At 33.2% G+C, this 23,402-nt stretch carries 20 protein-coding genes and 2 pseudogenes; 6 read left to right on the top strand and 16 right to left on the bottom strand.

Features of this window, described 5'->3' with window-relative positions:
• Positions 1 to 110: 110 nt before the first annotated feature.
• The 3 genes from AAG068_RS12190 to AAG068_RS12180 all read right to left on the bottom strand — a co-directional run bounded on the left by AAG068_RS12190 (position 111) and on the right by AAG068_RS12180 (position 1,985).
• The gene (locus AAG068_RS12190) at positions 111 to 596 is read right to left on the bottom strand and encodes a MarR family winged helix-turn-helix transcriptional regulator (RefSeq protein ID WP_342719458.1); all 486 of its coding nucleotides are present in this window, start codon (positions 594 to 596) and stop codon (positions 111 to 113) included.
• A gap of 150 nt (positions 597 to 746) precedes the next feature.
• Positions 747 to 1,154, bottom strand: coding sequence for a VOC family protein (locus tag AAG068_RS12185; protein WP_120450169.1), 408 nt, complete (start codon positions 1,152 to 1,154; stop codon positions 747 to 749).
• A 120-nt stretch (positions 1,155 to 1,274) separates the two neighbouring features.
• Positions 1,275 to 1,985 (bottom strand): class I SAM-dependent methyltransferase, encoded by a 711-nt coding sequence (locus AAG068_RS12180; RefSeq protein WP_342719457.1) that lies wholly within the window; start codon positions 1,983 to 1,985, stop codon positions 1,275 to 1,277.
• 2,183 nt (positions 1,986 to 4,168) lie between these two features.
• Here AAG068_RS12180 and exsF point away from each other — a divergent pair.
• From exsF to AAG068_RS12160, 3 genes and pseudogenes are all read left to right on the top strand, one after another.
• Positions 4,169 to 4,672: an exosporium protein ExsF gene (gene exsF, locus AAG068_RS12170; protein ID WP_342719456.1), complete on the top strand. Its 504-nt coding sequence runs from the start codon at positions 4,169 to 4,171 to the stop codon at positions 4,670 to 4,672.
• A gap of 1,193 nt (positions 4,673 to 5,865) precedes the next feature.
• Positions 5,866 to 6,249: pseudogene (locus AAG068_RS12165) on the top strand (exosporium leader peptide-containing protein); the annotation flags it as partial.
• A 53-nt stretch (positions 6,250 to 6,302) separates the two neighbouring features.
• Positions 6,303 to 7,166, top strand: a complete 864-nt coding sequence (locus AAG068_RS12160; RefSeq protein ID WP_342719455.1) for an exosporium protein D — start codon at positions 6,303 to 6,305, stop codon at positions 7,164 to 7,166.
• A 946-nt stretch (positions 7,167 to 8,112) separates the two neighbouring features.
• Here the strand turns inward: AAG068_RS12160 and AAG068_RS12155 are convergent.
• From AAG068_RS12155 to AAG068_RS12145, 3 genes are all read right to left on the bottom strand, one after another.
• Positions 8,113 to 8,301: a hypothetical protein gene (locus AAG068_RS12155; RefSeq protein ID WP_342719454.1), complete on the bottom strand. Its 189-nt coding sequence runs from the start codon at positions 8,299 to 8,301 to the stop codon at positions 8,113 to 8,115.
• A gap of 428 nt (positions 8,302 to 8,729) precedes the next feature.
• A complete protein-coding gene (locus AAG068_RS12150) occupies positions 8,730 to 10,106 on the bottom strand; it encodes a DEAD/DEAH box helicase (protein WP_342719452.1) in 1,377 nt (458 codons plus the stop codon).
• 73 nt (positions 10,107 to 10,179) lie between these two features.
• On the bottom strand, positions 10,180 to 10,449 hold the full coding sequence (locus AAG068_RS12145; RefSeq protein WP_342719451.1) for a hypothetical protein: 270 nt from the start codon (positions 10,447 to 10,449) through the stop codon (positions 10,180 to 10,182).
• A 29-nt stretch (positions 10,450 to 10,478) separates the two neighbouring features.
• Here AAG068_RS12145 and AAG068_RS12140 point away from each other — a divergent pair, with 29 nt between their 5' ends.
• Positions 10,479 to 11,270, top strand: a complete 792-nt coding sequence (locus AAG068_RS12140; protein ID WP_342719450.1) for a hypothetical protein — start codon at positions 10,479 to 10,481, stop codon at positions 11,268 to 11,270.
• 48 nt (positions 11,271 to 11,318) lie between these two features.
• Here AAG068_RS12140 and AAG068_RS12135 read toward each other — a convergent pair whose 3' ends face one another.
• Positions 11,319 to 12,005, bottom strand: a complete 687-nt coding sequence (locus AAG068_RS12135) for an MBL fold metallo-hydrolase (protein ID WP_342719449.1) — start codon at positions 12,003 to 12,005, stop codon at positions 11,319 to 11,321.
• 250 nt (positions 12,006 to 12,255) lie between these two features.
• Here AAG068_RS12135 and AAG068_RS12130 point away from each other — a divergent pair, with 250 nt between their 5' ends.
• The gene (locus AAG068_RS12130; protein WP_342719448.1) at positions 12,256 to 12,585 is read left to right on the top strand and encodes a YkvA family protein; all 330 of its coding nucleotides are present in this window, start codon (positions 12,256 to 12,258) and stop codon (positions 12,583 to 12,585) included.
• A gap of 59 nt (positions 12,586 to 12,644) precedes the next feature.
• Here AAG068_RS12130 and tdcB read toward each other — a convergent pair.
• The 8 genes and pseudogenes from tdcB to AAG068_RS12090 all read right to left on the bottom strand — a co-directional run bounded on the left by tdcB (position 12,645) and on the right by AAG068_RS12090 (position 20,088).
• A pseudogene (gene tdcB, locus AAG068_RS12125) lies at positions 12,645 to 13,633 on the bottom strand (bifunctional threonine ammonia-lyase/L-serine ammonia-lyase TdcB).
• 86 nt (positions 13,634 to 13,719) lie between these two features.
• Positions 13,720 to 15,303 carry an aminotransferase class V-fold PLP-dependent enzyme gene (locus AAG068_RS12120; protein WP_342719447.1) on the bottom strand — a complete coding sequence of 528 codons (1,584 nt, stop codon included), beginning with the start codon at positions 15,301 to 15,303 and terminating at the stop codon, positions 13,720 to 13,722.
• A gap of 69 nt (positions 15,304 to 15,372) precedes the next feature.
• Positions 15,373 to 15,921: a glycerol-3-phosphate 1-O-acyltransferase PlsY gene (plsY, locus tag AAG068_RS12115; RefSeq protein ID WP_342719446.1), complete on the bottom strand. Its 549-nt coding sequence runs from the start codon at positions 15,919 to 15,921 to the stop codon at positions 15,373 to 15,375.
• Between the two features lie 132 nt (positions 15,922 to 16,053).
• The gene (locus tag AAG068_RS12110; RefSeq protein WP_342719445.1) at positions 16,054 to 16,953 is read right to left on the bottom strand and encodes a BadF/BadG/BcrA/BcrD ATPase family protein; all 900 of its coding nucleotides are present in this window, start codon (positions 16,951 to 16,953) and stop codon (positions 16,054 to 16,056) included.
• 18 nt (positions 16,954 to 16,971) lie between these two features.
• On the bottom strand, positions 16,972 to 18,120 hold the full coding sequence (gene anmK, locus AAG068_RS12105; protein ID WP_342719444.1) for an anhydro-N-acetylmuramic acid kinase AnmK: 1,149 nt from the start codon (positions 18,118 to 18,120) through the stop codon (positions 16,972 to 16,974).
• 22 nt (positions 18,121 to 18,142) lie between these two features.
• Positions 18,143 to 18,409 carry a hypothetical protein gene (locus AAG068_RS12100; protein ID WP_342719443.1) on the bottom strand — a complete coding sequence of 89 codons (267 nt, stop codon included), beginning with the start codon at positions 18,407 to 18,409 and terminating at the stop codon, positions 18,143 to 18,145.
• 78 nt (positions 18,410 to 18,487) lie between these two features.
• Positions 18,488 to 19,771, bottom strand: a complete 1,284-nt coding sequence (locus AAG068_RS12095) for a PTS sugar transporter subunit IIC (RefSeq protein WP_342719442.1) — start codon at positions 19,769 to 19,771, stop codon at positions 18,488 to 18,490.
• Positions 19,772 to 19,782: 11 nt separating this feature from the next.
• Positions 19,783 to 20,088 (bottom strand): PTS sugar transporter subunit IIB, encoded by a 306-nt coding sequence (locus AAG068_RS12090; RefSeq protein WP_076537689.1) that lies wholly within the window; start codon positions 20,086 to 20,088, stop codon positions 19,783 to 19,785.
• A gap of 227 nt (positions 20,089 to 20,315) precedes the next feature.
• On the opposite strand from AAG068_RS12090, the gene AAG068_RS12085 reads away from it, so the two are divergent.
• Entirely contained in the window at positions 20,316 to 21,875 is a 1,560-nt protein-coding gene (locus AAG068_RS12085; RefSeq protein ID WP_342719441.1) for a glycoside hydrolase family 10 protein, read from the top strand.
• 77 nt (positions 21,876 to 21,952) lie between these two features.
• Here the strand turns inward: AAG068_RS12085 and AAG068_RS12080 are convergent.
• Positions 21,953 to 23,283 (bottom strand): IS3 family transposase gene (locus AAG068_RS12080; RefSeq protein WP_088060789.1). Its coding sequence is split into 2 segments (ribosomal slippage): positions 21,953 to 22,896 and positions 22,896 to 23,283, totalling 1,332 coding nucleotides; the frame shifts between segments, so codons are not numbered across the junction.
• Positions 23,284 to 23,402 lie beyond the last annotated feature (119 nt).

Genomic DNA, 23,402 nt, shown 5'->3' with positions numbered 1-23,402 from the left:
AAAGTATTTAGTAATGTATCTTTTTATCCATTCACTCTATGATCAAACCATAGTTGCCAAATGTATGGATAAAATTTGTTCTTTTTCAAACTATAAAACAGATATATTTCTTATTTTGTTTGATCGATTGCAACTTCTCGCTTCGACATCCAGGCATCAAAACCTGATCGGCTATTTGCCATTTCATTCATAACTTGATGCCAATTTTCTTCACACGATTCACCAAATTTTGAAAAAATAGCACCCATTTGTTGTCTTTGTACATCACTCAATTTTTTCTCTAATTGGGTACCTGTTTCTGTTAATGATAACTGTTTCACACGACGGTCATGTGTAGCTTCATTACTCTCAATTAAACCCTTTTCTACAAGTTGTCTTAGTGGTCCGTGAAGAGCTTGTTTACTTATTTCTAATAGTGATAATAACTCATTTACACTTATCCCTGGAAAGCGTGCGATAAAAAATAAAATTCGGTGATGTACTCGTTGTATGCCATACTCTTTTATAATTTCATCTGGCTTTTCAGTAAATGTTTTATATGCAAAGTAAAATAATGCTAATGCTTCATTCATCTGTTCTTCTTTATGTTGTGTCATCTACTTTCCCCCTGTATGTAAATTATACCACATTCTAGTAATGAATATTTTAATCAATACTCTAGAGCTGCTTTCGTTTATTACAAGAAAGCAAAATGCTTAAAAAGAAAAGCGTAACCTATTTATAGTTACGCTTTTCTTTTTAAATTTTTATTCCGCAAGCGTTAACTGCCAAGACACACCATACTTATCATTTAACCAGCCAAACTTTTTGCTAAATGGATAGGAACCTAAAGGCATTAGTACGGATCCATCCTGCGCTAGCTTATGAAAGACCGTTTCAATTTCTTCTTCTGTCTCACAAGTTACATAAAGAGACATAGATGGTGTAAATGTAAAACCATGTTTTACATAACTATCAATACACATGAATTCTTGGCCATTTAACGTAAAAGTTGCATGAATGACAGAACCCTCTTTTCCAGGTCCATTTTCATCGTAACGAGAGATATTTACAATTTCTGATTGATCGAATAGCGACGTGTAAAAGTTCATCGCTTCCTCAGCTTTGCCTTCAAACATTAAAAACGTAGTAATTTTTTGATTTGTGTTACTCATATAGAGACAGCCCCTTGTTATGTATTTATGCAAAACATACACCGGTAAGTAAAAACCGAACATATATTCTTATAAATGTATTGTCTATAAAAAAGAAGAGTTTGTCAATTAAATACTTTTTTATTTCTTCTTAAATAATGCTGTCCATAGAAATGATTCTCCAAACATTATATTTGGTTGTTCAATCTGTTCCATCTTTCTAATTTCAATCACTTCAAATCCCTTAAATATCTCTCTTAATTTTTCTTCCGAATAAGCAAGACCACCTTGCAGACTCCATCCTCTATATACGTCCCAATCTGTTATTTCTGAGCCATTTCGCTCATCTAAATCGCCTGCCGCAAAACATGTTAATCCGAAATAACCACCTGATTTCAATGAGTTTTTAATTAAATCCACATAATTTATTCTTCTATGTGGTGGAATATGATGTAAACAGCCCGAATCGTATACAAAATCAAAATCATTTTGAACCTCTAAATTAAAAATTGAATCACAAATAAATTCAATTTCTCCCCCTTTTGCTAAAGCCCTCTCTTTCGCCCAGTTAATGCCTTCTATAGATAAATCCACTGCTGTTACATCAAACCCTTCATTTGCTAGATAAATTGCATTTCTACCCGGACCACATCCAAGTTCTAACACTTTCCCTTTGGAAATCCATTCTTTTTCTAAATAAGAAACTAGATTTTCATCAGGAACATTTTCAAAAAACGGAACATCTTTTTCTCTATTCGCATAAAATTCATTCCAAAATGGTTCTGCCGGTCTTAATAACGAATCAAGCATTTTAATAATATCTTCTTGAGTATGCAACGTTTCATTTTTCAATTGTACCCCTCCAAATTTTAATAGTCAGAAAATTATTATATATCTTCAAGAACTTTTAGACAAAGAAAAAAACTCCTATATTCTATAGGAGTTTTCCCCTTAAAATCCAAGTATAGCTAACCATTTTAACAACTTCTCTTCTCGCACTTTTAAATCATCGTTCTAAAGCTTACCTAATTGTAGTCAATCACTTCTTGAACCTGTTCTCTTGTTGAAAGCAATTCCATCACTTATCCTTCATCGATATAAACATTGACCATACTTTCTTTAAACTCCATCCCTAACATCCCATCATCACCTAAAAGCCTTATGTTATCCTCTATTCTCCTAACCTCGCTTTCTTATAAAAGGTCATTTTGTTTGAATTCTCATAAAACACTTTTAAAATCTCTCAACATTGGAAATAGCTATATAATAAAAAAGATTAAATGTTAGGAGTGCTATAAATGTCTGATATAATTAAACTCTGTATTGTAATAGCTATTGCCTTATTTTTAATGTTTTCCATAATATCAGAGTTTAAAAAACCTCAAAAAGAGATGTTTTGGTTCTCGATTGACGTAATGTTTCTCCTTGCAGCTTTTTTACTAATACAAGACTATATCATCAAACATATAACGTAATCACCTGAATAAAACTTAACATTCCGTCAATTCCATAAATACAGTTTCTTATTCCTTACATAAACGAGGGCTTAGCAGCTAACTATTGTTAGCTGCCTTTTATGTTTTACACGAATAAAATTCTAAATACTTTCCGATACTATATAAGAATTTAAAAGGTAGTTTTAAATTCTTCCCACTCTTGCTCTCTTGGTCGAGAGGCGAGCAGTTAGCTTTTGCTAGCTGCTCTTTTACTTTTTATCACCTATATACATGGTGATTCATACTATACATAGAAAATCAAAATCATTCTTATATTTGAGGACTATTACTCATGACTCACAGCTTGAGTATTCTACTTTTCAATTCTGTTTTAGAAAATTTTTAACATAATTCACTCCGAGAAAGAGCATTGTTCGAAGGTGCTCTTTTATTTGTGACATTTTCAAACAACTTTTTATATAATTTACTCATTCTTTTCTTATAAATTAAGCTCGTCACTCGAAGTATAAAAATAGGATTTTTATAAATATTTTCAGGTTAGTGCATATTTTATTTCTGAAAAAGTTGCTCTGATTTATAAAAAAGTGAAATTTTTATAATCATTATTATTTAAAATTCACATATATGTTAATGAGACTGGGTATTTATTAGCGAATGGAGTGGTTCCCTAATAAAGCACTCCTTTTTTCGCATGCACAAAATAGCATTTCTATTTAATCTTTCGCCATTTAAATTCATAACGAACGATGGTAAACTATTATTAATTTTTTCTCGAAAGGGTGCCAAATGGAACTGTATTTTTACATTATTTCAATTTTATTACCTCTACTTGCTCTAATTTATTTAGCGTTTATAGATTATCTAATATATCTTCATCTTATTATCACAATCATTTTGGCTATAATCATTCCCAAAAACATTCGGAACTACATTTTATTTGGTATTTTTGCAATTTTAAGCAATCCTTTTGTTCTTCTAGTTATTATAGGATTCATAACAAAGCAATTAACTTGAGTACTTTAATTCAGCTATAAAAATTCGATTCTACTTTACTAATCGAGAACACTCCTTTTATGTTTAAAAATCAAATAAAAATTTTGTTTCAACAATACACAACCTTTAAACATCTACATACAATATGATGTGAACCTTTTTTACTATATAAATCTTAGTCAATGAACGTCTATTTCCCAAGGCGCTCTTTTTATCAATTACTAAATAACTTTTTATAAATTTTTTCAACTTTTAATCGGACAAGCATATATTATTGTATGGAGGAATCCACTCATAAAAATCTACCTTTCTTGTCAAAGAGCATGTTATATGCGTGCTCTTTTTTATTATGTTTTCTTTCATTTCTAAATAACATTTTTAACTCTGTTCATACTATTTTTTCAACTTTAGGTTACAAACTATTTCTGTAAGCGTAGTGTTTCCTTTTGTACAACAAACAGTTAGTTTTACCCATAACGGTACACCTCTGCACTATTCAATATAAATTTTCATATATTATATTACGCTTGTCCAAATCGTGAGGTTATTACTCACGCGATCTAAATGAAAGAAAGGAGTGAAAATATGCGTTCATCTTGTCTTAAGCACACAAACTTTAATTGTGGAGCACAAGCCCCTAGTACACTACCAGCTCTCGGTTTTGCTTTCAATGCTACTTCACCTCAATTTGCAACACTATTTACGCCATTACTATTACCTAGTACAGGCCCAAACCCTAATATTACTGTCCCTGTAATAAATGATACAATTAGTACTGGAACTGGAATTAGAATTCAAGTAGCTGGTATTTATCAAATCAGTTATACATTAACAATCAGCCTCGATAACGTTCCAGTAGCCCCGGAAGCAGCGCGCTTTTTCTTGACATTAAACACATCAACTAATATTATTGCAGGATCTGGAACCGCAGTCCGTTCTAATATTATCGGAACCGGTGAAGTCGATGTATCCAGTGGTGTCATTCTAATTAACTTAAACCCTGGTGATTTAATTCAAATTGTACCGGTTGAAGTAATTGGTACAGTAGATATTCGTTCTGCAGCATTAACAGTTGCACAGATTCGTTAATAAAAACAATATGCTTGGCTAATTAACATTTAATGTTCCTTTTATACACCAAAATATATGTTATAGATTCGACACACATTTATATCAAACAAGCATATTTTATTGTATGGTGACTATCTAGTCATACAAATCTAAAGCGTTCATAAGAGCACACTTATATGTGTGCTTTATTTTTTTATGAAAATCAAGTTTTTAACACACACCACTCTAAAACAGCATGAATATAATGTCTTGTTTCCTCTTTCAACTTATATTTTTGGGCAGAGCGCTTAAGAAAAGCGCTCTTTATATTTTAATAAAGATTTTATATAAAAAAATGCACATATACTAGAAACATACATACAATACTCATGATTATTTCAGAATTAGCCATTGAGCACCTTTTACGGTGCTCCTTATTTAGTAACAACTAAGGGTTTTGTTAAAGAACTTAATAAAATTCAATATTTTACTAATACTAATCATAATATAATCTGCTTCTAAGCCAGGTTGTATCAAATAGAGCAGTTAATGTAAATAACTGCTCTATTTTAATTTTTGTTACATAAACTTGTTATTTTCATCTATCCTATACAAAACTCACCAAATACTTATACCGCTTAAATTCGTAAATATAATATTCTTATAGCAGTTAGCTTTTGCTAGCTGCTCTTTTGTATTGAATTGATAATAATTTTTAGGTCTTATTTCTTTTCTACGTCATATAATTTTAACCTAAACATCCAGCTCAAAGTGTTACCTCCTATCTTAAAGAGCACTTATGCATGGTGCTCTTTTTTATTTTGTTGTCTTTTATTTCTAAATAATATTTGTAACCCTGTTCATATTATTTTTGTAGGCGCAGCGTTTCTTTTGTTTAAAATGCACATTTATTAAGAATATACATAAAATATCATGTGGTATTCTTTTTCAATATTATTTTTAGTCATGGAGCGCCTTAAAAAGCGCTCTTTATATTTGTTAATAAATAACCATTTTGCTCAAACATATTCACAGTTTATATAATCTAAGCCCATATTTAACATAGACAAGACATAGCTTTTTATTATACATGCGTAATTTTTGTGCATGTTTTTTCTTTAATAAAATAACTATTGTTTTAGATTTCATAAATACAAGCACTTGTCCATTTCATTTTGTTCTCCTACCACATTTACTATTAGTAACACGAACTTTTCAGAGGTGAAAATAAAATGAATGAGTTTTTATCTTCTACTTCAATAAACTCTAATCTAGTTGGACCTACATTACCACCTATTCCACCATTCACACTGCCTACTGGACCAACTGGTGTTACCGGACCTACTGGATTACAATCTGTAGCTCATGGCACTTTTTGGCAAACGGAATTCATTACAGTCCCTTTCGGAGCTCCTTTTTCTTTTAATCAGGCTGAACCTTTGGTAGGAGGAGTTTCTCTGTTAAATCCTACCACAATTAATATCACACAACCGGGGGATTATCGTATTTCTTTTATTTCCTCAATTAATTTAACTGTCCCTCTTACATTTACATATCAAATAACATTTTTACTTATTTACAAGAGCGGATTTTATTATTATGTACAAGCACCCTTTTCTTTTTTTTATACAATATATAGATATCTCAAAGAAAGGAGAGTAACAAAAGTATGGCTGATTATTTTTATAAAGATGGTAAAAAGTATTATAAAAACCAATCGTATTCTCACCATCAAAAAGATAACTGTTTTATCAAAACTCATACAATATCTGGTTCAAATAGTGCTTTAGCTTTTAGTGTACCAGCTAACACTTCAAGAACACCTTTTGAAGATTTGACCAATAATCACAATAAAACATTACTTGATTTTCGCGTCCCTGGTGGTGTTCAACCAATTGAAGTAACCATTCGAACAAGAAGGTCTGGACCAATTACCTTTACAATAACTGCAGGTGAACAAAGGATATTTCAAGTTGAAGATTTTCAAAACCTCACTCTCACAAATAATACCAATACCGGTAGCACCATTAGTATATTTATTCAAAAAACATTTTGTATCTGCTGTAATAATCAAAATGATTTTCATAAAAAGTATTATAAAGAACAATCATGTTCTTTTTTTCAAAAAGATAACTGTTTTATCGAAACTCATACCGTAGCTGGTTCAGATACCACTCCAACTGAAAATGTCCCTGTAACCATCATCGTACCCTCCGCCACTTCAAGAAGAGTATTTGAAGATTTGACTAATAACCATAATAAAACATTACTTCAAATATCTGTTCCTGAAGATGTCTCCCCTATTGAAGTAACTATCCAAACAAGAAGTTTTCCCACACCAATTATCGCGACTCTTGCTACAAATGAAACAAGAGTATTTCAAGTTGAAGATTTTCAAAGTCTTACTCTCACAAATAATACCGAATTCCTTAATTTCATTGAAGTATTGATCAAAAAAACATTTTGTATCTGTTGCAATGATAAGAATGATTCGTCTGATAAATATTACCGTGATGACGAATGTGAGTGTTAGATTGATTCTCCAAAAGAAACCTTATAAAGAAAAGTTGTTCTTTTATCCTTGTAGCATCTAATTATTCACATTTGTTCACTATTTTATCTCTTAATAAAATTCAAATTTAGTATTCATCAATCACTGCAATCTCATGTTAAATCTACGTAAAGATTATTATCATTCAACCTATCCACCCAAAAATCATTATATAATGATTTTACAAACATTCGATTTGCACGCAACTATCTTTCCGTACGACATAACTCTTTGCTAGGAGAAATCCTAGCCTTTTTTATTCCCCTCATATCAGTTGGTCCTTTCCAAATACCCGCTTGTTTCCATTGTTTTTTTTCCGACATACAAGGGGCTAAGGTCATAGTATCTTTATCCGGTATACCTTGTATATTTAAATTCCTGACAACCTTAGGTGTTAAACTATTCTTTTTAAGTTGTGTATCAAAATATCTACCCAATTGGCGTAATTCTTCACCAGTCGAGCACTGCTTGCATTCATTGATACTAAAGTACGATTATAATACCAACAAGCTGTTTGAACTAGCAGCTTCACTATTCTCGTAATGGGAATGCAATTTATCACAATTAGCTAACTCATTCGACTCACTGGCAGACAACAAAAATCGTTGTCTGCTTTTTGTATGAGATTTTTTCGTTCTACATATACTACTTTTGTACCTGCAGACCAATACGAGCCATTTTGGTGCTTGAGATTTCCCTTCCTGGGGATAAGTATTTTTTACTTATCCCTTTTTTGTATAGACACGAACATTTAGGGTGAAACTAATTACAAGCAGATTTTCTGTTTATGCGTAGTTCTAAACAAGAATACTTTTTCTCCTATTAAAGGGCGGCAGGTACGACTGCTAGTCCTTTTTTCTTATTTCGCATACTATCCCTTCTGTTAACTTCACACTACATTACCTTCATCGTCGTAGTAAGCAATTTATCAATAAGGATGGCAGTGGTGCTTTTCGAGTTCCCCATTGAACAAAACTAACAAATTAGTTTTCCAGTTTCCAACGATCGTACCCCAATACGATTTTAATCCTTCATAAACTTCTCTTGTTCCATTTCGATAATTGCGGAATGTGTAATAAAAATACTCGATCGCTTCAATACCTTTTCTTTCAACCAAAGTGTTCTGCCGAAATAGTAAACATAATAAGTTTCGTTCTCTTTTTGCTACAGCATAACATTCCAGTACCGTTTGAATATGTTACGAATTTCTTTCAACAAATCGTCCAATTCTTTGTTAGTAAAAGTTGTTTTCATATTGTTATACCAATTAATTTTTTCATAATTCGTATCATCATCAGAGGAGCTAGTATGAATTGCTTTCTCTCAATTTTTTCCGATTAAATATTGTTCATACGTAATTTGCACTTGTTCTTGAATTGCAACATGGTTGTAATACCCTTTCTCTACTGGTTTTGGACTATAAAATCTCCTTTATAAGTTTTAAATACGGTGAATGAAATTTTTGCTTTTTCTTGCCATCATCCTTGTTCTATACAAACAAAAAAAGAGCCACAATATTTTGCGACTCTTTACAATTATAACTATTTAACGGCCACGTCTTTGCTGACCTTGCTTTGTATTACCTTTTTTATTACTTGGCTTATTAAATGATCGGTTGTTTTCATTTCTTGAACTATTTCTTGAATCACTTCTTGAATCACTTCTTGAGCTATTTCTCGAATCACGTCTTGATTCACTTCTTGATCCTTCACGGCTATCTCTTTGACGATTCGGACCTGATTTCTTTGGAGCCGGCTTTGGTACCGGTTTGCCATTTTCATCAAAATGTTTTATCATCGGTTGTTCGATTATTTCTCTTTGCAGTGGTGCACCAAGCGTTTTTTCAATTTCTTCTAAATGCTTTTCATCTTTCGCTGCAACGAACGTAATTGCAAGACCTGATCCACCTGCACGTCCTGTTCGGCCAATGCGGTGAATATAACTTTCTACATCTTCAGGGATATCAAAGTTAAATACGTGCGTTACACCATCTACATCAAGTCCACGAGCTGCTACATCCGTTGCGATTAAGTACTGAATTTTCGCTTCGCGGAAACTCTTCATAACTCTTTCACGTTTCGCTTGAGGTATATCACCATGAAGTTCAGCACAATTATAACCTAGTCCTTTTAAATTATCATACAACTTACTTGCTCTAACCTTTGTACGACAGAAAATAACAGCTAAAAATGGCTGATCACGATCCATAACAAAACGAAGTGCATCTGGCTTTGCACGATCTGTCGTCTCAATGACACGCTGCTCAATTGTATTTACCGTTACTTCTTCACTTTGTATTTGAATCATTTGCGGCTCATCCATATAACGTTTCGCCAATTTTTTAATATCTTTTGGCATCGTTGCTGAGAATAGCATCGTTTGTTTACTACCAGGTGTCTCATCTAAAATATCTTCAATATCATATAAGAAACCGAAATAAAGCATTTGATCCGCTTCATCTAGTACAATCGTTGAAAGATTACTTAAATCAATTGTTTCACGTCGTATATGATCTAATAATCGTCCTGGTGTCGCAACAACAATATGTGTATTGCCTTTTAATTTCCTCAATTGCTGTGCTACATCTTGCCCGCCATAAATCGCTAGTACATTAATATCTTCTCTTTGAACAAGCATTTTTTTAATTTCAGTCGTAATTTGCAGTGCTAGTTCCCTTGTTGGCGCAACAATTAAAGCCTGAACATCACTACACTCTGGATCGATTTTTTCTAAAATCGGTAACACGAATGCTAACGTTTTACCCGTACCTGTTTTTGCCTGCCCAATAATATCTTTACCTGACAGTATAACAGGAATTGCCTGCTCTTGAATTGGTGTTGCTTCTGTAATTCCATTTTCACGTAATGTATGATTAAAAGTTTCACTAATTCCTAATTCTAAAAAGTTTTTCAAATAGACCACTTCTTTTCCTTATTTTTCACATTAGCTTTCATTGTACCATTTGTTTCGCCAAATATGAAAAATAAAAAAATTCTTATCTTCTTTTTTTATATTCATCGTGCACTAGTTGGACAAATTCTTTTTGTTTTTTCTCGGAATTTATTAATGTTTCCATGTTAATCGTAGACAAAATGAACTTTTTAATTTTTCTATTACTCCAAATGAGTCTTGTATACTTTGTATCTTCATGTAGCCTTCGAAACCATTCAAATTCACTTAATTTTGCAATATGGTGTTTTAATTTCATATCATTTCGAGGGTAAAATAAAATTATATCTATTATTACATCAAGCAATAAACTCATCTTCTCCCCTCCTATACATATATATTTCAATGTTACGGAAATATAGTTACAGGGTGATGAAATTGACCACTACATGCATAAAGATATTTTGCGTATTTTTCTTACTATATTTTCAATCGGCCTCAATTATTATGGCGAAATCTCAAACAGATATAATAAGTGAATTCAAACATGCTTTACTCAAAAATGATAAAAAATTAATGCAGTCATATGTAACAGAAGGGGTTGAACTCCCTACTTTCCAAACAAATAAACAAATTCATGAAATTAAAATAGTACCATCTCCAAAAGAAGATACTACAATTCTTATTTCTTATTTCAAAGACACTGATGATGGATTTACTCTCGGTCACATTTTAGAAATAGTAACAAAAAATAATAAAATATCTCAAATTAATCAAATTTATGATGGAACGAATCCATTTATGAAAGAAGCTACTATTGTAAAAGAATATGAAATGAAGTGTAAGGAACATATACTTATTCCTACAAAATTCCCGTTCGAAATTCACGAATTTCAAGGGTACATCTATAACGATTACTTAAACCTCCAATACTACAATGAAGATATTAATGGGATTTTTAAAATCACTGTTTCACCAGTTCAAAACAAATTAGGCTTCTATGTACTTAGGGGAGCTAAGTTCTACACCTTAAAAAATAATATAAAAGCATTATATAATCCTCATTTTGATTCAGCATATGAGCTTATTTTCCAGCAGAATGGTTTTCAATATACAATTGCAATTGGTAACAAGCGCTATATAAAAGGTAAATATAACGTAAAGGATTTAATTCAAATTGCTGAATCTATGAATTAAAAAAAAAACGATCTTTTCGAAATGGGAAAGATCGGTTTTTTTATTATTTTATACAGTAAGCTTTCCTCCATGATAGCAATAATAGCATGCTGCTTTAAGGTTTTTAATTCTCTTTAAAGACTCTTCCGCTTTTTCTATATCTAAGCAAAAATTTGGATTAGCTATTACTAATTCATGATTATCTTGAACAGCCGCATCCCCTGTAATTACACAGTCTAAACCCGGAAAATATAATGAAATGTGCCCCGAAGTATGCCCGGGTGTCGCTACTATTTGACATCCATCATTCAAAATCATTTGACCATCACATACTTTTTCATCGACAGAAACATGTCTTATATTTTTTAATTGTTGTATAAACCACTCACCAAATTCTTTCTCTTCAATTGGCATACGTTCTAACATTTCTTCAGCTTGAACTAGTCTCTCCGATTTTATTTCACCACTAATGTAGTGGGATTCAATTTCACTAGCAATAATATTAACGTGAGGATATTTCACTTTGAAATCATATAAAGATCCTATATGATCGTCATCATAATGAGTAATAATTATATTTTTTAAATTTTTTATCTCATACCCGTGTTTTAAAATTGCGTCTTCAATTAAAGGTAAAAAATTCATATGACCTGTATCTACTAAAGTTAATTCATTTTTTATTATAATTAAGCTCGGATAAATACATTGTTTTGCCCCATTAAATTCAAATTCAATTGGTAGTTCTATTATCTTCATTTTTCTTCCCCCATACCCGTTATTTAATGTTTATTACTACTAAATACATCATCCACATACATTTTACTGTACATACTTATGTAACAAAACACTGTGAGTCGTTACATAACCAACATTCTATTAATTTGAACAGGTAATTCCCTATTTTTATGGAAATATACATTAAGAAAAACTATAAAATTGATTAAACTCTCACTTCTTTGTCTATCCTTTTAAAAAATCTATTTTTTTTTGGAAAAGGAGTGTTTATATGGAGAAACAGACACTTTGGAAAAAATTTAAAAAAAGCTCAGCAAACCTCGGGAAATCTAGCGTATATGAAAGTATTATTTTATACTACACAATGAGAAAAAAAGGGTTACCTACTAAAGCGAAATTTATAATATTAGCCGCTTTATCCTATTACGTATTAACAATCGACTTCATTCCAGATATAGCTGCTATTATTGGGATTGGCTTATTAGATGATGTTTTAGCAATCGCTATAGCACATAAATTTGTAATGCGCCATGCAGATGCTGAAATTCGAGAAAAGAGTAAAATGAAAATGGAGTCATTATTTACTTCAGCTCAAGTATAACTAAAAAGAGCTAAGATCAATTCTCTTAGCTCCTCATTCTTAACACTATTTTTTAAATACTATTTCACTTCATTAGCTACAAAGAATTGCTCACAAACACTGGAAATGCGCTGTAAGTCTACGTTCCCACCAGATATAACCGCTACTACTTTTTCCCCTTTAATATATGTATCCACTTTCCCTGCAAGTAAGGCAGCAGTAGCTAATGCGCCAGCACTTTTCCACGTTGTAATAAGTCTTTCATTGCTATTTCTAGTTCACCTTCTGATACTGTTACAATATCATCTACTAATTCTTTTACAACTTCAAAAGTTAAGTTACCAGGTATTTTAACTGCGCAACCATCTGCTATTGTAGGCGCCTCATAATGCTCTACAATCGTACCTTTGTCATAAGAAGCCTTCATCCCATGAACATTATCTGCTTGGACACCAATAATATTAATGGATGGATTAAAAGATTTTAATGCAACAGCAATACCAGAAATAATTCCTCCCCCGCCAATTGGTACAATGACAGTATCTACATCCCACATATCATCAAGAATATCTAATCCTATTGTACCTTGACCAGCCATTACTTCTACATCGTCATATGGATGTAAGTACGTTTCACCTGATTCCTTAATAATCTCCTCACATTTTGCCTTCGCATCATCAAAAGTTTCACCATATAAAATCACTTCTGATCCATATCCTCTAGTTGCTTCAACTTTCGCCTGAGGTGCAGAAATTGGCATAATAATTTTACTCTTAATACTAAGTAAATGAGCTGATAAAGCAATTCCTTGTGCATGATTACCAGCGGAACAAGCAATTACTCCTTTCTCTTTTTCTTGATCTGTTAACTGTGACATTTTATTAAATGCACCACGGAATTTAAAAGAACCCATTAATTGCATATTTTCTAATTTCAAGTGAATTTCTCCGCCTGTTTTACTAGTCAAATAAAATGATTTTACTAATGGCGTTTTACGAGCATTTCTGTCTAGAATGTTTTGAGCTTTTTTAATACCGTCTATATGTAACGGTAGTTTTTTAGTTATCATACTAACACCTCTTCCAATGATCTATACCTAAGTTTTCGTATGTAGCAACTCCTTTATACGAAACCATCTATATTAAGAAAAAGTCTTTATATATGTACCTCACTCTGTAATACACACAGTTGTAAACAATTCAACATTCTTTTCAAATCACGTTCTTTGTAATGATTTAGGCATGCAATTTGAATCCAGTTATTCTTTTGTAAATACGCTGATTCATAATGGACGATATATCCTTGTAACGCTAACGCATCCCCTAACGCTTTAGAAGAAAGACCTTTATTTAATTGAATAGTAAGTATAATTGGCGCAGCATGTTCTTTCGGTAAAACTAGATTTAACCCTATAGTAGTAATAGCTTGTTCAATATATGCATACGTCTCTTTTATTTTTTCAAATACTCCTTCATCTTCAAATCTCTTCAACGCTTCTTGCAATGCATAAACTAAATTCCATGAATGTGAATATGGAATACTTTCATTTTCTTCATACATGCCAATATCCATATAGACTGGTAATGTCTCGTTTACTTTCACATTATGATTATGAAAAACGAAAGATAATCCAGTAAACGCTTTAATTGCCTTTCCGCTAACGCCACTCGCAAAATATACATCCTTTAAATCTATCGGTATCGCTCCAATTGAGCTAATGCAATCTACACATAGTTTCACTTTATACTTTTCACATAAAACATTTAGCTCGTCTAAATCATTTAACATTCCGGTTGATGTTTCATGGTGAACAAACCAAATCCATTCATAATTTCCTGTTTCGATTATTTTTTCTAATTCTGTATAAATAAATGGTTGTCCCATTTCTTTTTTATACGTATCAAAATGTAATTGCGCACGAATTGCGTGTCCAACTAATCTATTGCCAAATTCCCCATTCGTTAATACTAGCCCTTTCCCTTTTACAGAGCGTAATTGTAAAGCAATAGCATCATTCGCTAACGTCCCTGTTCCTAACATAATTTGCACACGTTTCGCTTTTGTCATTTGCAGTAAACGCTTTTTCACATTTTCCATCGTCACTTGAAATGACTTAGAACGATGCGAAATCGGCTTAGTAGAAAATGCCTTTCGAACATTTTCTTCAATATCTACTGGACCTGGTAAAAATGTATATTCTTTCGTCATAATCCCACCAACACTCGATGCTTCAAACATAGCAGGAGTAACATACATTGGCTGAAAGGCTGCTTCTTCAGTACCAACTAACGTATGGAAAGATTTGAATCCCATTTGCTCATATAAAGGTAGTTCACGTGTTGTCGCAGAAATGAGTGCTAATTCATATCCATTTAGAAGCAAATAACGATGTAAAAAGCGGATTAATCCTAACAATGCTCTTCCATTTCGATATTCACGTTCTACTGAAAGTAAACGAATTTCATACACGTTTTCTCCATGCTCTTGCAAATAAAAATCTAAATTTGAAATTTTATAATCTAATGAGAATGGTCGTTTTCCTCGCAATGCAACCATACCTACTAACTTATCTTCATCTAAACAAATTAAATATGTATTTTCATCATGAAAACGATCTATACGAACACGCTCTTTCGTTTCTTCATGTTGCGGAATTTCTTCTACAAATGTTTTATAATTCAATTTATGTATACGTTCAAATTCCCAATCTTGATCAGCAACTTTATAAATTAACCCCATGCCTTCTCTCCTTTATGTATTTAATAAAAATTATAAGTGGAGATTTACTCCACTTATTAAAAGTTCGTTTCATTCTCGATTTACATATAAAATAAGCACAATGATAAGAGCACTTAAAACAGTCGTAATAATAGAATAAGAATACAAAATCATGCAAACTGGTAAACAAGCGATTGTAATTAATCCTGGCTTAGTAAATCCTTTAAAGATTAAATAAAATATAATGAAAACAGCAACAAGGGTAAGCGCTATCAAATAATTAAATGCGATTAACCCTCCTATAAATGTTGATATACCTTTTCCGCCCTTGCCTTTAAATACAATTGGATAAATATGTCCAAGTAAAACAGCCAGTAAAGCTAACATTACAAATGTAGAATCTCCAAAAAGGTATTTTGCAATAGAAACTACAATCGCCCCTTTAATTGCATCACCTAAAAATGTAGCGATGAAATACCCTTTTCCATATACACGCCCCATATTTCTTGCGCCGGGATTCCCGCTTCCTTCATCTCGAATATCAACGTTATATCTCCATTTCGTTACTATATAAGCGGTCAATATGTTTCCAAATAAATAAGAAGCGACCAAATACAAAAACTGCATACTATTAATCATATAATCATTCACTTTCTACATGGAAGTACTTATACAATATTCATGAACTATGTATATTGTACTTTTTTATCCACTTCCCTTTATACATTTTAACATCATATATTTACAAATCATACAAAAATTCTCATACAGCTATTTATTTAAATATAAATTCTTCATTAAATAATATGTTCCTCTCACCGTTGGTTCGGATTGTAATACAAATGTAACTTTTCCTATACTTTTCTCACAGCATTTCTTAAATTCAGCATATATTTCTGGAACGAAACGCATTATGCTGCCACTTACTGCAATTGAAGTTGATACATCAAACTTCATTTTATTATAAATATTCACCGTAATTCTCGTTAATTCCTTAGCAGCTTGCAAGATAATTTCACGTGCGTCATCATTCCCATTTCTCGCTTCCTCAATAATTAGTGGGGCTATTCCTGCAACTTTATCTTTTGAAGAACTATAAACTAGTCTTTTTATATGAGACGACGTCAAAAGTTGAAACTCATCTTGAATCCTTAAGCTTAATGGGCAAATTGCAACTCCTTGATCAAATTGATTCGCCATTCTTTTTAAACCTTGTAATGCAATCCAATATCCGCTTCCTTCATCTCCTAAAATATGTCCCCATCCACCACTATACTCGTACACTTCCCCTTTCTTTCCAATACAAATTGCACCTGTACCACCAATCGTTAAAATTCCATCTTTCCCTTTTAAAACAGCTGCATGTGCAATCATCGCATCATTAAAAACTTCAATTGGTGTTCCGTACTTCTTTTTTAGACGTAATGTTAATTCATTCGTATTTACTCCACTTACACCCGCTAATCCTAAACAAATACAAACGCACTGCCCATTTAATACACCTTTCTGGCATTGATCAATCACCTCCATAATATGCACAAGAGCTTCTTCAAAATCTATTAATATATTTCCAAAACCACTTGTAGCTCTTACAAGTTCATTTCCGCCTTTATCAAATGCCATTGCTTCTGTCTTCGTTCCCCCGCCGTCTACTCCAATCATATATTTCATATTTTCGCCTCATTCATTTCAAATTGGAGGGAATGTTATATTCCCTAAAACTACAGATTGCTTTGCACCTGTTGCGCTCGGCACATTACTCGGATTACGATAATATGTTTCGTTTGCTAAAATGGCAAAGGCGATTGCTTCCTTCGCCTCTGAAGAATAGCCTATATCTTCTTGAAGGAATAATGTACATTTTTCTTCTTTCAATCCATGCCGTATCATTTCTACAAGTGTATCATTATAACTTCCGCCACCACCTAGAATCACCTCATCAATTTCATAATACGGCAAAATAAACTCCTTATAATGATATACAATTGAACTTGCAGTAAACATCGTGACAGTCGTCAATATATTTTCTTTACTATGCTTTTCAAACCGCTTCAATAACTCTTTGACAAATTCTTCTCCAAACTGTTCTCTACCTGTTGATTTCGGTGGATTTATTTTCAAAAATGGATGATTCATACAATATGTCAAGATCTCTTCTACAACTACTCCCTGTTTTGCAATCTTACCATTTTGATCATATGGCAACTGAAATAACCTTTGACATACTTCATCCATTACCATATTCCCTGGACCTGTATCAAAGGCTATAACGCTTTGATCACTTATATGACCTGGTATTACGGTAACATTCCCGATCCCGCCAATATTTTGTAGTAGTCTATTTTTAGTTGGATGACGATATAAAATAATCTCTGAATACGGTACAAGTGGTGCACCTTGTCCCCCAGCTGCCATGTCCATCGTTCGAAAATTAGAAATAACCGTCGTATTCGTTTCATACGCTATAACTGCTGGTTCTCCAATTTGCAATGTGGAAGGAATCATACTTCCATCTTGCTGTGGCTGATGATAAATCGTTTGTCCGTGAGAACCAATTAAATCTAATTGTCCCAAAGGAAAATTGGCCTCTTTACAAACTTCCTTTACAGCGTTGGCGAAGCGTAAACCGAGCTTGAAATTTAAACTGCATATAAGTTGTACATTTGAATTTTTTATTGATAATGCCTGCTGGATCTCATTTTTCATATCATTACAAAATGGCACAGTAGTAAAATGGATGAGTTCAACTTTAGAACCTACACCACTTCCCTCAATGTGAACGAGCGCTACATCTATTCCGTCTAACGAAGTACCGGACATTATCCCTGCAGTATACATAATATGCATGACCTCCTCTTCATTAAAAAACAATCATGTAAGTTACAAACGTACAACCGATTGAAAATAATATAAATCTAAAAAACAACTGAGTTTTTGATGCAAATAATCCATCAATAAAAGAAACAACTACTGTAAGTAAAATACTTGCCGCAATGCTTGTAACGATCCATATACTATGCATTTGTGATAGATGTAGCATTCTTAATAAAGGTACAAAAAGAAAATTTGAACATATTACTCCAAATAGTAATAAAAATACCCCTTTATAACTAAATTTTATATTCATTCCAATTCATCCTCTCTGAACTTCATGTAAAAGAAGTGATAGACAGAATGCCTATCACTCATAAATACAGTATGAAGCTTACGAATTAACAGATTCTCCGTCTCCATTCTTTTCAATTTCAAGCATATTTTTGTCGTACATTTTAAAGAATGGTAGATAAATAAGGAATGATATTGCTATATTTATTAATACTAATACAACTGCACGCCAATCTCCTCCTGTAGCTAAATATGCACCAATTGGAGCTGGCAAGGTCCACGGCGGCATAATATGCGTTGGCGTTACAAATCCCATTGCAGTTGCAGAATAAGCTATAGTAGCTGTTACTAATGGTGTAATAACAAATGGAATAATTAAGATTGGATTCAGGACAATTGGTAAACCGAATATAACCGGTTCATTAATATTAAAAATGCCGGGCACAATACAAGTTCTCGATAGTGCTTTCGAATATTTTGATCGGCCAAATACAATCATAGCTAACACAAGTCCTAACGTTGCTCCCGATCCACCAATCCAAATAAACCATTGATAAAACGGCTCTGGTGCAATGAATGGAAAATGACTTGCCCCACTTGCTACAGCTTCACCGTTCTTCCCTAAATACACATCCCAAAGCGGCCTTGCGACAGTACCTACAACAGATACACCGTGTATCCCGAAAGACCAGAAAAATGTAATTAAAAATACAGGGATGATAACACCAAAGTAACTATCACCAGCTTTAACTAACGGCGCTGCTAATTTATCCACAACGTAATGTACATCTACTTTAACAACAACAGTAATAAGACTCATAATCATAATAACGAAAGCCGCAGGTATAAGTGCTTCAAACGAACGTGCTACTGATGGTGGTACTTGTTCTGGCATTTTGATTGTCACATTTTTCTTCTTACAAAATCTTAATATCTCCACTGATAAAATAGAAACAATCATCGTCACGAATAATCCATGACCTCCGAGATTTGTCATCGGAAGCATGAATCCTTTTTTATCAATTAATTCAGGTGTTAATGTTAGTAGTAATGAACATACTGCAAGCTGTGCTCCTGATAGAGCATCTAGCTTATAACTTTTCGCTAAATTGTATCCTATTCCAAACGCTATATATAAAGACATAATAAACATCGTTAAACGATATGGTATTAATATACTCGTTTGATTTTTTAATGCCCAAACAGATATGAAACTATCTTTCGGTAACGGTGGAAATGCTACGATTAAAAAGAAACTTCCTACAATAATAAATGGTAATGCAGAAATAACTCCATCACGGATTGCTTGTAAATGCCTCTGTTCAGAAAGCCTTGCCATCGGTCCAGATAAATTTTTATCAAGAAACGTGACAAATTTATTCATACCCCTTCCCCCTAACTAATTAAATCGTTTACCGTTTTTAATAAAGTCGGTCCACCAAGCGGCGTGTATGCTTGCGGCGGTATAATACCGCACGGGATAGATTCCTCTTCAGCGAATTTTTTAACAGAGTCAAATCGATGTCTGACTTGAGGTGCAACCATTACAACATCCCAGCCATTCTTTACTTCTTCCTCTACCTCATTTGTTCCAATCGCATGGACTTCCATGTTTACACCTTTTTTCTCTGCCTCTTTTTTTAAAGCGTTTACAACAATTGCACTGGACATTCCTCCAGAACAAACGAACAATACTTTCATTTATTAATCCTCCTATACTTATAATTTATTCCCCTTCAAATGAAAGGAAGTTTCACTTTACTAACAAGCATATGAAGTAATGAAACGATTTAGTTATAATGAAAGTAAATTTCAGTAAAAATATTTTTCCTATTAAATTAATGTTTCAATATTTATTTTTCTCAATTGTAAGTACAACCTCAACTCGGATATCATATTAGTTAACCATATAATAGGGAGGCGTATAAATGATTATGAAACGTTTATTAATGACGTGTTGTATCGTCATCTTTTTTATTCCTTTCTCTTTCATTTCTCCTCACTCTACTTATGCTGAAGTAAATACTACGTACAAAAAACATGAATTACGTGCTGTATGGATCGCATCTGTTCTTAATATTGATTGGCCCACAAAAACTGGCTTACCTATCGAAAATCAAAAACAAGATTTTATTAAATTATTAGACGATGTAAAAAACACTGGTATGAATGCGGTCGTTGTACAAATAAAACCCACTGCTGATGCTTTTTACCCTTCCAATTACGGTCCTTGGTCTGAATACCTTACAGGTACACAAGGAAAAGATCCTGGTTATGACCCTCTCGCATTTATGATTGAAGAAGCTCATAAGAGAAATATAGAATTCCACGCATGGATTAATCCATACCGAATAACGATGAATCACACTGATATAAATCGATTATCGGATAATCACCCTGCAAAACAGCATCCGGATTGGGTTGTACCTTATGGAGGAAAGTTATATTACAACCCTGGCATTCCAGAAGTAAAAAAATTTATAACTGAAGGTGCTTTAGAAATTGTACAAAATTACGATGTTGATGCATTACATATGGATGATTATTTTTATCCATATAAAGTGGCGGGTGAACAATTCCCCGATCAAAAAACGTACGAAACATATAATAACGGTAGATTTACAAATATAGAGGATTGGCGACGTGACAATGTAAATGAACTTGTAAGAGATTTAAATACTGCTATAAAACAAGAAAAGTCATACGTAAAGTTTGGCATAAGCCCATTCGGCGTATGGCGAAATATAGCTGACGATCCAACTGGATCTAACACAACTGCAGGTCAAAGAAACTATGATGATCTTTATGCTGATACACGTGAATGGATACAAAAAGGCTATATCGATTACATTACACCGCAAATATATTGGAATATTGGTTTCACACCAGCTGCATATGACATATTAGTAGACTGGTGGGTAAAAGAAACAAATAATAAACCGATTCACCTATACATCGGTCAGGCGGCCTATAAAATTAATAATAATTCTGTCCCCGCTTGGTCTGATCCGGAAGAATATCCAAGACAAATTGCATTAAATCGGTTATATCCAGAAATAAAAGGTAGTATGCATTTTAGCTTAAAAGATATTAATAACAATCCACTAGGAGTTAAAGATAGACTCGCAAAAGACGTATATAAACATCCTGCATTAATCCCGCCTATGCCTTGGCTTGATCATGAACCACCAAAACAACCGACTTTAAAAGGAGCCATTCCAGGAGAGGAAGGTATTGCTGTAGGTATCATTGATGATAGAGAGAATGACTCTGCTTATTACGCCATTTACCGTGTGAATGGAAAAAATGAAGTGGATATACAAAACCCCAAAAATTTACTTACTACTGTAAGAAAAACAAAACTTGGAGAAATTTATGTAGATAAAACAGCTATTTCTGGAGAAACGTATACGTATGTAGTAACTGCAGTTGATCGATTGCATAATGAAAGTGTTGCTTCTAGTCATACAACAGTTAAAGCAAAATAACATCTCATAAAAAAGCGCCTTAAAGCTATGAACTGTACCCTATAAAATGGACAGTTTAATAAAAAAGCCCTGAAAAATCAAGCACTTAAAAGGTGGTTCCGATATTCAATCGGAGCCATCTTTTTTAATGTCCACTGATAACGATTATAATTATACTCCTTCATATATTCCCTTATGTTGAGCTCGAGGGATTCAAAGGTTTGACAATCTTTATAATCTAATTCATCTTTCATATGACCAAAAAAGGATTCCATTGGTGCATTGTCTAAACAATTGCCCCTACGGGACATAGATTGTCTGATTCCCATTTCCCTTACGCGTTTCTGAAATTCAGGGTGTGTGTAATGAATACCTTGGTCTGAATGTAGAAGCGCTTCAGAATGGATGCTTTCTCCTAATCTCTCTTTCAAGTTATTTAATGTTTGATAGACGATATCCATTTGTAAAGAAGAGGAGACATGATAGGCTAAAATTTCTCGTGTTGTGCTGTCTTTTACACATGATAAATAAGCCTTCTTTCCTTTTCCATAAAATAAATAGGTAATATCCGTTAACATACTTTTTTCAGGCTCTTCTTGATTGAATTGGCGTTTTAAAAGGTTCGGACATGTTTTATGTTCTTGTGTCGCCTTTGCGATGTGTTTATAAGGATTCGCTCGGCGAATCTTTGTCACAAGATTATATTTACGCATAATACGGTAAATACGTTTGAGGTTCATACAAATTCCTTTTGTCTTTTCCAACACCATTTTGATAGAACGACCACCACATGTTTTCCTTTTTCGATTGAAAATTTCTTGGATCCATTCATAATCTGTTTCATCATTGCGTTCTTTTTCTAGATGTTTCTCTGTCTGATGAAGCCACGCATAGTATCCACTCCGACTTACCCCAGCCAGTGTGCAAAGATAACGCACCATACGTGGGAATTGGAATCGACGTATGGTTTGTTCAATCAGTGTGTATGTTTCTCGTGGTGTTAACGCTTCTTCTGTAACGCCTGCCTTTCGAGTTCTTCTAACTTTTTTAGGAATGTCAATTCCGCTTCTAAGAACGCAATACGCGCTTCCGCTTTCTTTAATTTTTCATCGGAAGAGAGAGGTTTTTCCGAAGGACGTCCCGTGCTTCCTTTCCCGCGGCGTTCTGTATAAAATCCTTCTTCACCAAATTGTTCAAAGGTTCTTCGCCAACGTTTCAAGCATTGTTTTGGTTTCTCCTCACCAATCACAGCTAAGTCAAACCCATTCTCTAAAAAGATTTGGCTAGGACCTTTTCCTTGTTGATTTTCTTTTACCGCTCTTACTTTGAAATCTGGACAATAGCTAATCGAACGTTCCGACGCTTTTACTACATTTTTATTTTTTTCCAGCTGCTTCATTTGAATCTCATTAAAAATAATTTTACTCATTCTCCGTACCTCATTTCTATCGTTGGTTCCATTATAACGAGGTTTTTTGATAAAAATACACAAAAACCCCGAATCATGGGGCTTTTTTTAAGTGTCCATGATTCGGGGTACAGTTCACT

Origin of the sequence: Bacillus paramycoides (assembly GCF_038971285.1) — a bacterium.
In the GTDB taxonomy this organism is placed as follows: Bacteria; Bacillota; Bacilli; order Bacillales; family Bacillaceae_G; genus Bacillus_A.
Note: the sequence above shows the minus strand (reverse complement) of the source record. Positions and strands in the feature narration are given on the sequence as shown.

Coding starts and splice junctions, on each gene's coding strand:
- AAG068_RS12190 (WP_342719458.1), bottom strand. CDS start 596: ATGACACAACATAAAGAAGAACAGATGAATGAAGCATTAGCATTATTT.
- AAG068_RS12185 (WP_120450169.1), bottom strand. CDS start 1,154: ATGAGTAACACAAATCAAAAAATTACTACGTTTTTAATGTTTGAAGGC.
- exsF (WP_342719456.1), top strand. CDS start 4,169: ATGCGTTCATCTTGTCTTAAGCACACAAACTTTAATTGTGGAGCACAA.
- AAG068_RS12160 (WP_342719455.1), top strand. CDS start 6,303: ATGGCTGATTATTTTTATAAAGATGGTAAAAAGTATTATAAAAACCAA.
- AAG068_RS12145 (WP_342719451.1), bottom strand. CDS start 10,449: ATGAGTTTATTGCTTGATGTAATAATAGATATAATTTTATTTTACCCT.
- AAG068_RS12140 (WP_342719450.1), top strand. CDS start 10,479: ATGTTACGGAAATATAGTTACAGGGTGATGAAATTGACCACTACATGC.
- AAG068_RS12135 (WP_342719449.1), bottom strand. CDS start 12,005: ATGAAGATAATAGAACTACCAATTGAATTTGAATTTAATGGGGCAAAA.
- AAG068_RS12130 (WP_342719448.1), top strand. CDS start 12,256: ATGGAGAAACAGACACTTTGGAAAAAATTTAAAAAAAGCTCAGCAAAC.
- AAG068_RS12120 (WP_342719447.1), bottom strand. CDS start 15,303: ATGGGGTTAATTTATAAAGTTGCTGATCAAGATTGGGAATTTGAACGT.
- plsY (WP_342719446.1), bottom strand. CDS start 15,921: ATGATTAATAGTATGCAGTTTTTGTATTTGGTCGCTTCTTATTTATTT.
- AAG068_RS12110 (WP_342719445.1), bottom strand. CDS start 16,953: ATGAAATATATGATTGGAGTAGACGGCGGGGGAACGAAGACAGAAGCA.
- anmK (WP_342719444.1), bottom strand. CDS start 18,120: ATGTATACTGCAGGGATAATGTCCGGTACTTCGTTAGACGGAATAGAT.
- AAG068_RS12100 (WP_342719443.1), bottom strand. CDS start 18,409: ATGAATATAAAATTTAGTTATAAAGGGGTATTTTTATTACTATTTGGA.
- AAG068_RS12095 (WP_342719442.1), bottom strand. CDS start 19,771: ATGAATAAATTTGTCACGTTTCTTGATAAAAATTTATCTGGACCGATG.
- AAG068_RS12090 (WP_076537689.1), bottom strand. CDS start 20,088: ATGAAAGTATTGTTCGTTTGTTCTGGAGGAATGTCCAGTGCAATTGTT.
- AAG068_RS12085 (WP_342719441.1), top strand. CDS start 20,316: ATGATTATGAAACGTTTATTAATGACGTGTTGTATCGTCATCTTTTTT.